The sequence below is a fragment of the Acinetobacter sp. ANC_7512 genome, assembly GCF_056779935.1.
The window spans coordinates 1-13261 of the sequence record NZ_JBWYIX010000015.1; the positions used below are offsets into that span (position 1 = coordinate 1).

Genomic DNA, 13261 nt, shown 5'->3' on the forward strand with positions numbered 1-13261 from the left:
GTTACCCATGTGAGAGTAAGTCATCGCCAGCTCATTATTCTAAACACCCCCTTCATTCGAAGGGGGTGTTTTTTTATATATATAAATTGAATTTGAAAATAATTAAAACCTTGTAATTAAATAAGAAGCTCCATTCAGTTAATTTATGCTAAACAATAAATGCCTTAGTGATAAGGCTAATATCATAAAAACAACCCAACTAATTAGTTGAAAAGCTAAATAATAAACAATAATGAATGGTTCAAAAAATGAATGATTTACAATGAAATTTTTATTTACAAAGAGCATCAAAGTTGACTATTAAATAAAATGCCAATCATAATTTGCAGATTGAGTATTAAAAATCAAGATTTCAGTCGAAAGGTTATATAAGAATTCATTCTTAGTAACTAAAAATAAATATAAAACTCTTAAAACTTGAATTTTCATGATTTTTTATGCCAATTGAATTATTAATCAATCTATTAAATGAATAGTCCACTAGAAAGTTGTATAGACAAAAATCCTAATTTATTGCATTTATATAAAATATGAATCTAGGTTCATTATTTTAAAAATACTCACAATTGGAGGTGAGATAAAAATGACAGCGCAGACAATGAATGTGAATGCTGTAATTGATAATGCAAAATTTAAACCCTTTCATTTATCAATCGTATTATGGTGTTTATTTATCGTAATTTTTGACGGTTATGATTTAGCAATTAATGGCGTAACGTTGCCACTTCTTATGCAAGAGTGGGGTATGACTTCTGTCCAAGCTGGGTTATTAGCGAGCACAGCGCTAGCGGGAATGATGTTTGGTGCGATGCTTTTTGGTATGTTGGCAGATAAAATTGGTCGAAAAAAAGTTATTTTAATTTGTGTAACCTTGTTCAGTGGTTTTACTTTTTTAGGAGGATTCGCAAGTAATCCAACAGAATTTGGAATTTTAAGATTCATTGCTGGACTTGGTATCGGCGGTGTTTTGCCAAATTTAGTAACTTTAACTTCTGAATATGCACCACAAAAATTGAGAAGTACCTTAGTTACGATTATGTTTAGTGGCTATGCAGTTGGCGGAATTATGGCGGCTTTATTGGGTGTAAAATTTACACCTGAATTTGGTTGGCAGATTATGTTCTTTATTGCAGGAATTCCATTATTAGTATTACCGTTTATATGGAAGTATATGCCTGAATCACTAACATTTTTAGTGAAACAAAAAAATTATGAACCTGCCTCAGAAATTATTAATAAGATCAATGCAGATTTAAATGTTAATTCGTCAACTCATTTGGTTCTAAACGAAATTAAACTACCTGATGCATCGGTTAAATCTCTATTTACTGATAGTAGAGCGAAAACGACGTTATTATTTTGGTGCTGCTTTTTTATGTGTCTTTTAATGACATACGCATTAGGAAGTTGGTTACCAAAGTTAATGATGGCTGCAGGTTATTCTTTAGGAAGTAGTTTAACATTTTTACTTTCATTAAATATTGGCGCTGTGATAGGTACTATTGGTGGTGGAATTCTAGCAGACAAATTTCATCTCAAACCTGTTGTGATTTCGATGTTTGTAATCGGAGCTTTTGCTTTATTTGGATTAAGTTTTAACTCACCACCAATTGTTATTTATCTACTGGTGGCATTGGCTGGTGCAGCATCAATTGGTACTAGTATTTTAATATATAGCTATGTAGCGCAATCTTATCCAATTGCGGTACGTTCAACAGGAATTGGTTGGGCTTCAGCTGTAGGGCGTATAGGTGCAATTGTCGGCCCCATTGTCATTGGTATTCTTTTGGGAATGGAATTGCCGCACAAATGGAATTTCATTGCCGTTGCTATACCAGCAGTAATTGGTGCAATAGCCGTATTCTGTATTAAAAGGACAAAAGTGATTGAAACAGTTCCTGAAAAAATAAAAAGCGCATCTTCAATCACACAGTAGAATAAAAGCCTCATAAGAGGCTTTTTTTATAAATGTGATTTTAAAATTTTTTGATGCTCTTTAACCTGTTTGGCATAACGTTTACCTTGTTTTTTCATTTTTCGATTTGTGTTGTATCCAGTAGGTCCAACGTTGTAATAGGCCAGTGCTTTTTTCCAGCTACCAGCAGATTGATTATATTTTGATAGGATAAAAGTCCCACATTGTATATTAATATTTTCTTGAAAAAGGTCACCTGGACAAGATTGTTGCCAATATCTAGGGATAATTTGGGTAAGACCTACAGCACCTGCTGGTGATACTGCATAATTTCGATAACTCGATTCTTGTCGAATAAGTGCGGCCATTAACAGGGGGTCGACATCAAATTGTTGCGCACTTTGCACAATTAGTGGTGAAACCCTATTTGCGGTGTCTGGGTGTACAGAGTATGCCTTTTGAATACCTGTTGAAAGTTTTGCGGCGCGTTTTTGTACTGAACCACCACCTAAAGATGAGCAACCAACAAACACGATACACGATGATAGAACTAAACTATATTTAAGGAAAGTAAAGGATGGGGGAGGTGATTGTAAACGTTGTAAAAAAAGCAAAATAGTAACCGTGCAAATTCAATTTGCAAAAATCATAAGTAAGCTGGTGATTGGGGTCAAGCCCTAGATAAATTGGAGTGTTGTAGTTTTGCAATATATTGATGAGTAAGATAAATAGATCAGAAAAACTTTAAAATTGATTCAAAAATTTTCTTATAATAATGCCATTATTAAATGCCTGAAATCATCATGACGCCAGCTTGTAAATTTTTGAAAAACAAAAAGATAGATTATTCTGTTCATGAATATGAGCATGATCCTAATGCTGAAAGTTTTGGTTTAGAAGCAGCTCAAAAATTGGGTTTATCTGTAAATGAAGTTTTTAAGACACTTCTAGTGACAGATGATGTCAATTATTTTGTGACAATTTTACCAGTGGACCATCAACTTAATTTAAAAAAGGCGGCGAATGCTTTCAGTTGTAAAAAACTTAAAATGGCTGATCCGAAAGTGGCTGAGCGTCTGACCGGTTACTTAGTGGGTGGGATTAGTCCAATTGCTCAAAAAAAGCGACTTAAGACAGTCATTCACCAATCGGCAAGTTCTCTTAAAAAGGTGTACGTGAGTGGTGGCAAACGAGGGCTAGATATCGGATTAGATCCTCAATCATTGGCCCAAGTATTAGATGCTCAATTTAAGGACATTGTGGATCACACTTAATGTTTGATCACTACATTTGACGTAGATTGGTTAGATATTCTTGAGCGATAAAAATTTCTTGATCATCAGTTGGGCATACCTTGTTCCATTGATGTCCTTGATCTAATTCCCAAGTACGTTGATTATCGTTCAGATAATTTAGTAGACCATCTTTAATAATCGTTTTCTTTAGTTTTTTATCTTCAATCGGAAAACAAGTTTCTACTCTTGAAAATAAATTACGTCCCATCCAGTCTGCACTTGAACAATATAATTTCTCATTGCCTTGATCTAGAAAATAGTAGACCCGTGTGTGTTCTAAAAAACGTCCTACAATGGATCTGACGCGGATATTTTCTGATAACTGTGGTACTTGAGGTCTTAATGAACAGATGGAACGAATGATCAGATCGATTTGAACACCTGCATTTGACGCTTGATAAAGTGCCGCGATTAATTTAGGTTCAGTTAAAGCGTTAACTTTGATAATAATATGCGCTTTATGACCAGACTTAGCATGGTGGATTTCATTGGCAATGAGTTTTAAAAGCTGTTCATGCAAGGTAAAAGGTGCATGGAACAGCTTTTTAGGCTTTGCCATTTTTCCCATACCTGTCAATTCTTGAAAGATTTTATGGACATCTTCACAAATGTCATCATCAGTGGTCAGAAGACCGTAATCGGTATACATTTTTGCATTACCAGCATGATAATTGCCAGTTCCCAAATGAACATACCTTTTCAGATGATCTGCTTCTCTACGAACAACCAGAATCATTTTAGCGTGAGTTTTATAGCCCACGATGCCATACACAACAACAGCTCCAGCTTCTTGTAGGAGGTTGGCGACCAGGATATTGGATTCTTCATCGAATCTAGCACGTAATTCAATAATCGCAGTAACTTCTTTACCATTTCGTGCTGCTTCTGCTAAGACCTGAACGATCTCTGAATCTGGTCCGCTGCGATAAAGAGTTTGCTTAATTGCCAAGACATTAGGGTCTTTTGCAGCCTCTTTTAACAGGTTGATGACGGGTGAAAATGAGTCAAAAGGATGATGTAAAAGGACATCACGTTGTTTTAATACATCAAATATACTTTTTGATTGTCTCAATATCTTCGGTATCACGGGTTGATAGGGTTTAAACTTCAAATCTGGACAATCAAAATCTGAAAATAATCGAGCTAAATTTACAGGACCTTGAACACGATAGAGTTGTGAAGGTTCTAAAGAAAATTGTTCAAGTAGATATTGGTTAATCGTTTCTGGGCAATTGTGATCAATTTCAAGTCGAACTTCACGTCCAAATCTTCGCGAAGAAAGTTCATCTTTAAGAGCAACTGCCAGATCGTCTACATCGTCAGCTAAAATTAAGTCAGCGTTGCGTGTAACACGGAATTGGTAGCATCCTGTCGCCTTCATTCCTGGAAATAAGTCATTGATATGTTGTTGCAGAATAGCCGACAACAGGATGTAATGTTGCTTACCTTCGCATAAGTCATCAGGAATTTTGACCGCCCTTGGCAAAGTTCTCGGTGCAGGTACGATCGCGAGCTCAATCTGACGACCAAAAGCATCTTTACCTTCAAGCGTGACAATAAAATTAAGGCTCTTATTGACTAAACGGGGAAAAGGATGGGCAGGGTCTAAACTGATGGGCGTGATTACTGGTTGAATAAATTTACTGAAGTAGTTTTGAATCCATTCAGTATATTTATCTAAAATTCCATGATATTGGATAAATTCGATACCATAAGATTTAAGTTGAGGAATGAGCTCGTTATTAAGTATCTGATATTGTTCTTGAACCGCATGATGCGTTGTTTTAGATATTTGTTCTAAAATAATTTCATTGGGAATAGCATCAGGCGCAGTAGTTATTTGATTTAATTCGATCTGTTTTAAAAGTCCAGCAACGCGTATTTCAAAAAACTCATCTAAATTCCGAGAAAAGATGATTAAAAAATTTAGTCGCTCTAATAAGGGGTGGTGAGGGTCTTTAGCTTGAGCTAAAACTCGTTTATGGAATTCTAATAATGAAAGTTCGCGATTAATGTAAGTGTCTGAATTGTGTTGAAAGTTTTCAAAAGAGTGCATAGTACCAATTATTGCTTTTTGAGCCGTCAGGAAAGACCTTGCAGCGATGGTACGTTTGATGTGTGACAGTAATATTACATTGATTGGTATATATTCGATAAATATATATAATTGGATTTATTTTATTTTAATCAAAAAAGCACACAATAAGTGTGCTTTTTTTAAATCAATTAGGGCTTAGAAATCGTAACGGAAACCTAAAGATAAACCTAAAGCATCCTCACCTTTGAAACCCTTCACATTATTTGTACGTGCTTGTTCCCACGGTGTAAGGCTTGAGTTTTTGTCATTAAGCACAGTTGCGACGTTACCGTAAACACGAACTGCTTTATCAAGACGATGTTCAAGTCCTAAAGCAATGAGTGTTGCGTTCGCATCTTTAGCATCTACATCACGGTGCATCACTTGACCACGGATATATGTTTTTGGTGCAAATTTATAATCAGCTGCAACACCAATGACTTGTGCATCAGGATTTTTTACGTCATTGTCATGAGTCATATATTGATATAAACCACCAATATTTAGCTCAGGTGTGATTTTATAAGCACCAGCTAAACGGAAGCCATCACGTTCGCCGCGAGTCGCATCTTCTTCATAGTGTTCATAAGCAGCTGCGAAATCAACAGGACCTTCTTTATAGGTCAATGCAAGATCGTAAGCTTTATTCTTTTTAGAGTCGCCTTTCTTTTGAATAACTTCACCAGTATCTTTATCTACAATTGTTTCCGTGAAGCCTGGAGAATTGCTTTCGTGCAATGAAAGTGCTGCTAATACATTGAACCCATTTCCGAATTTTGGTGATTTATATTCGATGGTATTTTCATTACGCTCATCGAAACGTAAGTCACCAGCACGTGTTACATTACGTAAATCACCTACTTGATCGCCGAAATAGTTAACTGGACCACGTGCTATTTTAAAAGGGCTATCAAAACGACCGACACGAGTTTGACCGAAATTACCTTTTAAACCAACAAATGTATCACGTGTTGCAAAATCAACACCTGAATTTTGTCCACCGCTAGCAAAGTTGATTTCTTGTTCAATTTGACCAAAAACAGTCATATCATTTTCTAGTTTCTGTTCAACTTTAAAGCCTAGACGAGATGAATTAGATGATAAACCCACTTCATTATAATCTTTACCATCATCAAGGTAATCTAATGAAACATGCGCACGACCATAAATTTTAACGTCGGCTGCCATTGCGATTGATGGTGTAATTAGTGTTGCCCCAACTGCTAATGCACAAAGTGTTTTTTTCATTTCTAGCTCCAGTAAAGACTGATTTATTGTCCTAATAATCATGATCAGTAGTTTTTTTGTAACTACTGTTCTCTATTGGTGCTAAGTATTCATTACAAATAAGTCAGTAATATTAAGAATTTATTTCATTATCATGAAAATGGATAGAAACAATTTATAGTAATCAAAAGGCATAAAACAAAAAAAAGGAGCCAAAGCTCCTTTTTTTATGAGGATCTGTTATAAAGCAGCTTTAATCTTCTCAGCCAAAGCCTTGATACGCTCTTGATCACCCATTTGTGCTGCGTGTTTACCCAGTTCATGAATTGAACTTGGAATAAGATGGAAGTGAACGTGAGGCACGGTTTGCCCAGCTGCAGCACCAGATAACTGCATCAACACTATACCTTTTGCATCTAGTGCTGTTTCAATCGCTTTTGCAATTTTTTGAACGATTTGAATCGTGTACGCTGCAGTGTTTGGATCTAAGTCGAGTAAAGTTACGGCAGGTGATTTAGGGATGACTAAAGTATGACCATCTGCCTGAGGCATAATGTCCATAAATGCAAGAACTTGCTCATCCTCATACACTTTAATTGCAGGAAGTTCACCACGTAGAATTCTTGCAAAAATATTTTGATCATCGTAAGCCATAACTATTCCCAGAATGTAATTAGATTGAATTATTTACAGTTCAATTCTTTCTGACGTTGCTTAATGGAGTCAAGCTTTTGTTGCTCTTTTTCTGAGAACTTAGGTTTAGTTGTATTGCAATTTTCATTGCCGAACTTTGCCTTAGTATCTGGATCTTTAAAACAGAAGCCTTTTGATGCATAGATGATGTTGTAATCATCTTTAAGTTTTTCACACTCTTTTGTAGTATCGGCAAAAGCATTAACCCCAGCTGAAACAGATACAGCAGTAATTAAACCTAATAAAAACTTATTCATGAGTATCCTCATTTAGAAATGGACATTTGATATTGTCACATTTCAATTATATGGGCTTTATATGTGAATTCAATGGCGAAAATTTATTCTAAGGTAATTTTGCTCCATGATTCGTACATTTTAACTGCTGTCGAAAAATCACTATTAGGTTCAGCTATTGCATTAGCAGCACCAATTAGACTTTGAGTAAGCGTAATGACAGGTGCGGATAATTTTGCTTGATGAATGAGGTCTACTGCGATACCAGTGTCTTTGCTTAGTAACGGTAAGGCAAAAGTATTTGGAAAACTTCGATTTAATACCCGTTGAGGCAATACATTTTCAGTCACACCACTTTTACCACTTGAAGCATTGATGCACTCTAATGCTTCATTTAAATCCACACCATGCGCTTTAAGTGCAGTAAAACCTTCAGCAGCGGCACATAAGTGGACAGCCAAGAGCATGTTGTTCACTGCTTTCACAGCAAAACCAGATCCTGAGTCTCCTACATGCTTAATCAGTTTACCCATGGCTTGCATCGCTGGTAATACAGCTTCAAAAGCAACTTTTTCACCACCTACCATGAAGGTTAAAGTCGCGTTTTCAGCACCAATAGTTTGTCCGCTAACAGGCGCATCTAGAAAAAATACACCTTTTGATTTTAAAAAAGCTTGTTGTGCTTTAGCTGCATCAGGCACGCCACTGGTGCAGTCTACCCAAATTGATCCAGGTTTAATGTCGACTTGATGAATGATCTCATTGACTTGCTGACTCGTTGGTAAGCAACTAAAAATGATATCAGCGTGGGCAGCTTCTTGAAGTGATACAGCTTGTGTTTGATATTCAGTTGCATGTTGTTTGGCTTTCTCGAAATTTCGATTCCATACCAAAACTGATTCATAGTGTTTGGGTAAATGAGCTGCCATACGGTAACCCATTGCGCCTAATCCAATAAATGCAACTGTCGTCATTTTCTTTACTCTATTTGTGTTGAACGCTCTGCTAACCAGTGAGCAAGTTCAGGCCAAAATTGATCGGCACTTTTTTGACTCGACATTAAACCTAAATGCCCACCAGGAATAAGAGTAAACGTGACATCACGACTATTTGTCAATTCAGTCAATGGTCTAACAGCATCAGCTGTGACCATTTGATCGCTTGAACCCGCGCCAATCATAAGAGAGCAGTCTATATTTTTTAATTCGATTTTCTTATCTTGAAGTTCGATATAACCATTTTTTAGCGGATTTCTTAACCAGACATTGAATAACATATCTTGGTTTACCCCAGCAGGATAATCAATCATATGATTGAGGAAATAACCTAAAGTGGCATGTTCATGCAAAAGTTTTTTATCATCAAGATTCAGTAATAATTGTTTATGGCCTTCATACCAACCTTTTGGATCTAAAATTTTAAATCCAATTGCATTTAAAATACCTGGGGAGTGAATCAGGCGCTTAGGAATACGACCGTTATAAACTTTATGTTTGAGTAGACGAGTTCTTTCAAGATAGCGATTCATCTTAGCATATAGCTTTCCGATACTACCTGAAGCAAAGCTATCAATTGGACTACCTAAAACGATTAGATTTTTTACATGGTTCGGCTGTCTGAGCGCTGTGTACAACAGAACAAATATTCCCGCCATACTCCAGCCATGTAAAGAAATTTGATCAGATTTAGCGTGTGTGCGTATTTGATCGATACAATTCGGGATTGCATCATCAATAAAACCTAAAAAGTTGAGATCGCGATCTTTATAGCTAAAGTGTCCCCAATCCAATAAATACACATCAAAACCTTGCTCTGTATAATATTTGATAAGAGAACGGTATGGATAAAGATCATAAATATCCATCTTGATCGCTAAAGGCGCGACAAAGACCAATGGCTCAACATATTTTTTATTTTCAGATGCGTAATATCGAATTTTACTCGATTTATGAGTACCTATCACTTCATACGGCGTTGCTTGAGATAAAACCAAAGATTTACCGTAAAAAATGCGTGTCCCTAAATTTTTTAACTTGCTTTGTTTAGAACGCCAGTTAGTTTTTAAATGTTCCATGAAGGTTGAAGATCTCATAAGCATGTGATTTGAACGAAGTCTAAGCGATATTTATATATTTTACCTTGACCTTAAATGCTTTGGGCGCTCAAAATGTTGGCAATTATTCACAAAGGCAGTTTTTAGGACTGATTTAGAGCAATGAGCCAGCAAGACGACATTGAATACCAACTTGATACATTAGCACTTCGTACAGGTCATACGCGCAGTTTTGAAGGTGAGCATGCTGAACCGATGTTTCTAACTTCTTCATTTGTATATGCAAATGCAGCAGAAGCAGCAGCTAAATTCTCTGGGAAAGAGCCCGGTAATATTTATTCTCGCTTTACAAACCCAACAGTCGCAATGTTTGAAAAAAGATTGGCTGCAATGGAAGGTGCTGAACGTGCAGTGGCAACAAGTACGGGTATGGCTGCGATCATGGCGGTGGCGATGTCATTCTTAAAGGCTGGTGATCATGTTGTATGTTCTCGAGCAGTATTTGGTTCAACCGTGGCCTTATTTGAAAAATACATTTCTAAGTTTGGTGTGACTGTCAATTTTGTTGATTTAACAGATTTAGATGCTTGGAAAGCTGCGATCAAACCAGAAACTAAACTACTATTTGTAGAATCTCCGTCAAATCCATTATCGGAAATTGCTGATATTCGTGCATTAGCAGATATCGCGCATGAAAATGATGCCTTACTCGCAATTGATAATAGTTTCTGTACGCCAGTGCTACAACAACCATTAAAATTGGGCGCGGATCTAGTTGTCTATTCAGCGACAAAATATTTAGATGGTCAAGGTCGTGCGTTGGGTGGTGCTGTCGTAGGTAGTCATCAATTACTTGAAGAAGTTTTTGGCTACGTTCGTACAACTGGGCCTTCTATGAGTCCGTTCAATGCTTGGGTTTTCCTAAAAGGTTTGGAAACGCTTCGTCTACGTATGAAGGCTCATTCTGAAAGTGCACAAAAGATTGCTGAGTGGCTTCATCAGCACGATAAAATCGAGAAAGTATTCTTTGCTGGCTTAGCGGATCATGTAGGTCATGATTTGGCTAAACAGCAACAAAAAGGTTTTGGTGGTATCGTTTCATTCGTGGTAAAAGGTGGGCGAGAAGCTGCTTGGAAAGTGATTGATCACACTCAATTTATTTCTATTACTGGAAATCTTGGGGATGCAAAATCAACGATTACTCATCCTGCAACGACTACTCATGGTAAATTGTCTGATGAAGCGAAGGCTGCAGCTGGCATTGCAGAAGGTTTAATTCGTCTTTCAGTAGGTTTGGAAGACGTTGATGATATTATTGCAGACATTCAACGTGGTCTTGATTTAGTCTAATTTAAATTTGTTCGGAGTATACAAATGAACATTAACATGCTTATGCAACAAGCACAGCGCATGCAAAAGGAAGTAGAGTCCAATATCAAGAAGGCGAAAGAAGAGCTTGCACAGAAAGAAGTGCATGCTGAAGCTGGTGGTGGTTTGGTAAAAGTGACAATGACTTGCCGTAATGTGGTAAAACGCATTGAAATCAATCCAGAATTACTTCAAGACGATCCAGATATGATTGAGGATTTGATTGCAGCTGCTATGAATGATGCTGCACGCCAAGCCGAAGCGATTTCAGAAGAAACAATGAAGTCTGCAAATAGTGGTATGGGATTACCTCCTGGCTTGTCAGGTTTATTTTAAGGATATTGCCGAGTGTTCAGCGAACGGTTTGACCAACTCGTCCAAGCACTGCGAATTTTACCAAGCGTTGGGCCTAAGTCGGCTCAGCGCATGGCGTTGCATTTGATCATGAAGAATAAGCAAGGTGCTTTGGCATTATCTGAAGCACTTAGCGATGCCGCTGATCATATCCATGAATGTTCTATTTGCCACTCATTGACTGAGAATGAGGTGTGTGACATTTGTCTGTCACAAGACCGAGATGATACCTTGCTCTGTGTGGTTGAATCTCCTGCAGACGTGATGGCAATTGAGCAAAGTGGAAGTTTCAGAGGCAAATATCATGTATTGGGGGGGCATTTATCTCCTTTAGATGGTATAGGGCCTGAAGAGGTTGGCATACCTGCATTAGTTCAACGCTTAGCTGAAGGTCAGGTAGCAGAGGTTATTCTCGCTACCAATGCAACGGTTGAAGGGCAGGCTACGGCACATTATTTGGTAGAAGCCACACGTCATTTGAATCTTAAAATGACGCGTATTGCTCAAGGTGTACCACAAGGGGGTGAGCTTGAGTATGTCGATAGTCACACCTTAAGCCAAGCAGTTCATAATCGTATGCAAATGAAATAAGCACAAATTGTGCTTATTTTTTTGATTAGAGAAATATCACTTTTCTGAATTGTTTTTTAGTCAAAAAAAATATTAAATTTTTCATGTTTTATAACTATTTACAGTGTATACATAGATTTGCTTGACGCTTTAATTGAAAATTTATATTTAAAATTGATAATTTAAGCTAAAATACATCTCGATACCAATCTAGCACATTGTTTTTTATGATGTTTCAATTTATCCAAGAGCAAAAAGAACTCGAGCATGTTTTGACACTAATGAGTCAACAAGATGTTTATGGTTTAGATACTGAATTTATCAAAGTTGATACACTATGGCCAAAATTGGGTGTCTTGCAAATCAATGTCGCAGATCAGGTGTTTTTATTAGACGGTACACGTCTAGATTTTTCGAGTTTCTGGCCTAAAGTTTTTGCTGCAAAGCAAAATATTTTCCATGCTTGTGGTGAAGATATTGATCTGATTTACCATTATTCAAAAGGCAATCATCTTAATAATGTATTTGATACTCAGGTGGCTTTGTCTTTTCTCGGACACGGATTACAGGTCAGTTATCAAAATGCGCTTAAAGAAATTTTAAATATAGAAATTGATAAAGATCAAACACGTTCAGATTGGCTTGCACGTCCTTTAACTGAAGAGCAAAAAGCATACGCAGCGAATGATGTCTTATATATTATGAATTTAGCCGATGCGCTAAAAAATGAATTAGAGAAAAAAGGGCATTATCAGTATGTACTAGAGGATTGTAAGAGCCTCACGCTTGAGATTGCGACAGAAACGCCGAAAGAGAAACTATACGAAGATGTCGGAAATTATAGACACTCTCGAAAGCAGTTAATGCAGCTACAATTGCTCAGTGTTTGGCGTGAAGAAATGGTGAAGGCTTTAAATCAGCCTCGAAGTTTTATTCTGAAAAATGCCACTATGATTGATTTGGTGGAAAAAAATCCAAAAAATACATTTCAATTATCCCAAGTTAAAAATATTCGTCCGAATGTGGTTCGTGAGCACGGTAAAACGATTTTGGATATTATTGCGTTGCTGCCCCCAATGGAAGAATGGCCATTACGAATTGCTCGACCAATTAAACATTCATCTAAAGATATTACACATGATGTTGATAACATGATTGGTAATCTTGCAGAAGAGTTGGTGATCCCCAAAGAAGTGTTAATGCGAAAAAAATGGCTCGGGGCTTTATATCAGCATGTGGTTTTTCATGGCGATGAACAAGACTTACCTCAATATTTACTCGGTTGGCGTTATGATTTACTGACGAAGCCATTAATTGAGTTGCTTCATAAAGATGCACAATATTTGAGTATGCAAATGAAAGTCAATGAATGACTTCTCTCAAAATTTGATTAAAGAATTACCAGTCATCCTAAACTAGACTGATGCGTTAACAAACGCTAATGTTTCGCCGTTTTTTTTGATGTATGCTTTG

The 13261-nt window shown here is 36.9% G+C and carries 13 protein-coding genes; 6 read left to right on the forward strand and 7 right to left on the reverse strand.

Translation table 11 applies throughout. The annotated features are described in order from the left end of the window. Nucleotides 1-583: 583 nt before the first annotated feature. Nucleotides 584-1936, forward strand: a complete 1353-nt coding sequence (locus AC1M9H_RS13015) for an MFS transporter (RefSeq protein ID WP_481613553.1) — start codon at nucleotides 584-586, stop codon at nucleotides 1934-1936. A 26-nt stretch (nucleotides 1937-1962) separates the two neighbouring features. On the opposite strand, the gene AC1M9H_RS13020 is transcribed toward AC1M9H_RS13015, so the two are convergent. Beyond that, on the reverse strand, nucleotides 1963-2448 hold the full coding sequence (locus AC1M9H_RS13020) for a lytic transglycosylase domain-containing protein (RefSeq protein WP_481609257.1): 486 nt from the start codon (nucleotides 2446-2448) through the stop codon (nucleotides 1963-1965). Nucleotides 2449-2718: 270 nt separating this feature from the next. On the opposite strand from AC1M9H_RS13020, the gene ybaK reads away from it, so the two are divergent. Beyond that, a complete protein-coding gene (gene ybaK, locus AC1M9H_RS13025) occupies nucleotides 2719-3189 on the forward strand; it encodes a Cys-tRNA(Pro) deacylase (RefSeq protein ID WP_481609283.1) in 471 nt (156 codons plus the stop codon). A 10-nt stretch (nucleotides 3190-3199) separates the two neighbouring features. On the opposite strand, the gene ppk1 is transcribed toward ybaK, so the two are convergent. The 6 genes from ppk1 to AC1M9H_RS13055 form a co-directional block, all read right to left on the reverse strand. Then, entirely contained in the window at nucleotides 3200-5266 is a 2067-nt protein-coding gene (gene ppk1 / locus AC1M9H_RS13030; RefSeq protein WP_481613554.1) for a polyphosphate kinase 1, read from the reverse strand. A gap of 177 nt (nucleotides 5267-5443) precedes the next feature. Then, nucleotides 5444-6535: a porin gene (locus AC1M9H_RS13035; RefSeq protein ID WP_092768457.1), complete on the reverse strand. Its 1092-nt coding sequence runs from the start codon at nucleotides 6533-6535 to the stop codon at nucleotides 5444-5446. 219 nt (nucleotides 6536-6754) lie between these two features. Then, nucleotides 6755-7168, reverse strand: a complete 414-nt coding sequence (locus tag AC1M9H_RS13040; RefSeq protein ID WP_092768455.1) for an HIT family protein — start codon at nucleotides 7166-7168, stop codon at nucleotides 6755-6757. Between the two features lie 29 nt (nucleotides 7169-7197). After that, the gene (locus tag AC1M9H_RS13045; RefSeq protein WP_035266544.1) at nucleotides 7198-7464 is read right to left on the reverse strand and encodes a YARHG domain-containing protein; all 267 of its coding nucleotides are present in this window, start codon (nucleotides 7462-7464) and stop codon (nucleotides 7198-7200) included. Between the two features lie 83 nt (nucleotides 7465-7547). Beyond that, nucleotides 7548-8417 (reverse strand): NAD(P)-dependent oxidoreductase, encoded by an 870-nt coding sequence (locus AC1M9H_RS13050; RefSeq protein ID WP_481593962.1) that lies wholly within the window; start codon nucleotides 8415-8417, stop codon nucleotides 7548-7550. Between the two features lie 5 nt (nucleotides 8418-8422). Beyond that, on the reverse strand, nucleotides 8423-9517 hold the full coding sequence (locus tag AC1M9H_RS13055; RefSeq protein WP_092768451.1) for an alpha/beta fold hydrolase: 1095 nt from the start codon (nucleotides 9515-9517) through the stop codon (nucleotides 8423-8425). Between the two features lie 141 nt (nucleotides 9518-9658). Between AC1M9H_RS13055 and AC1M9H_RS13060 the strand changes: the two genes are divergently transcribed. The 4 genes from AC1M9H_RS13060 (at nucleotide 9659) to AC1M9H_RS13075 (ending at nucleotide 13161) form a co-directional block, all read left to right on the forward strand. Then, entirely contained in the window at nucleotides 9659-10846 is a 1188-nt protein-coding gene (locus AC1M9H_RS13060) for an O-succinylhomoserine sulfhydrylase (RefSeq protein ID WP_092768449.1), read from the forward strand. Nucleotides 10847-10870: 24 nt separating this feature from the next. After that, nucleotides 10871-11200: a YbaB/EbfC family nucleoid-associated protein gene (locus AC1M9H_RS13065; protein WP_035266548.1), complete on the forward strand. Its 330-nt coding sequence runs from the start codon at nucleotides 10871-10873 to the stop codon at nucleotides 11198-11200. 12 nt (nucleotides 11201-11212) lie between these two features. After that, nucleotides 11213-11809 carry a recombination mediator RecR gene (recR, locus tag AC1M9H_RS13070; RefSeq protein WP_035266549.1) on the forward strand — a complete coding sequence of 199 codons (597 nt, stop codon included), beginning with the start codon at nucleotides 11213-11215 and terminating at the stop codon, nucleotides 11807-11809. A gap of 209 nt (nucleotides 11810-12018) precedes the next feature. Beyond that, nucleotides 12019-13161, forward strand: coding sequence for a ribonuclease D (locus tag AC1M9H_RS13075; RefSeq protein ID WP_035266550.1), 1143 nt, complete (start codon nucleotides 12019-12021; stop codon nucleotides 13159-13161). The last annotated feature ends 100 nt before the right edge of the window (nucleotides 13162-13261 follow it).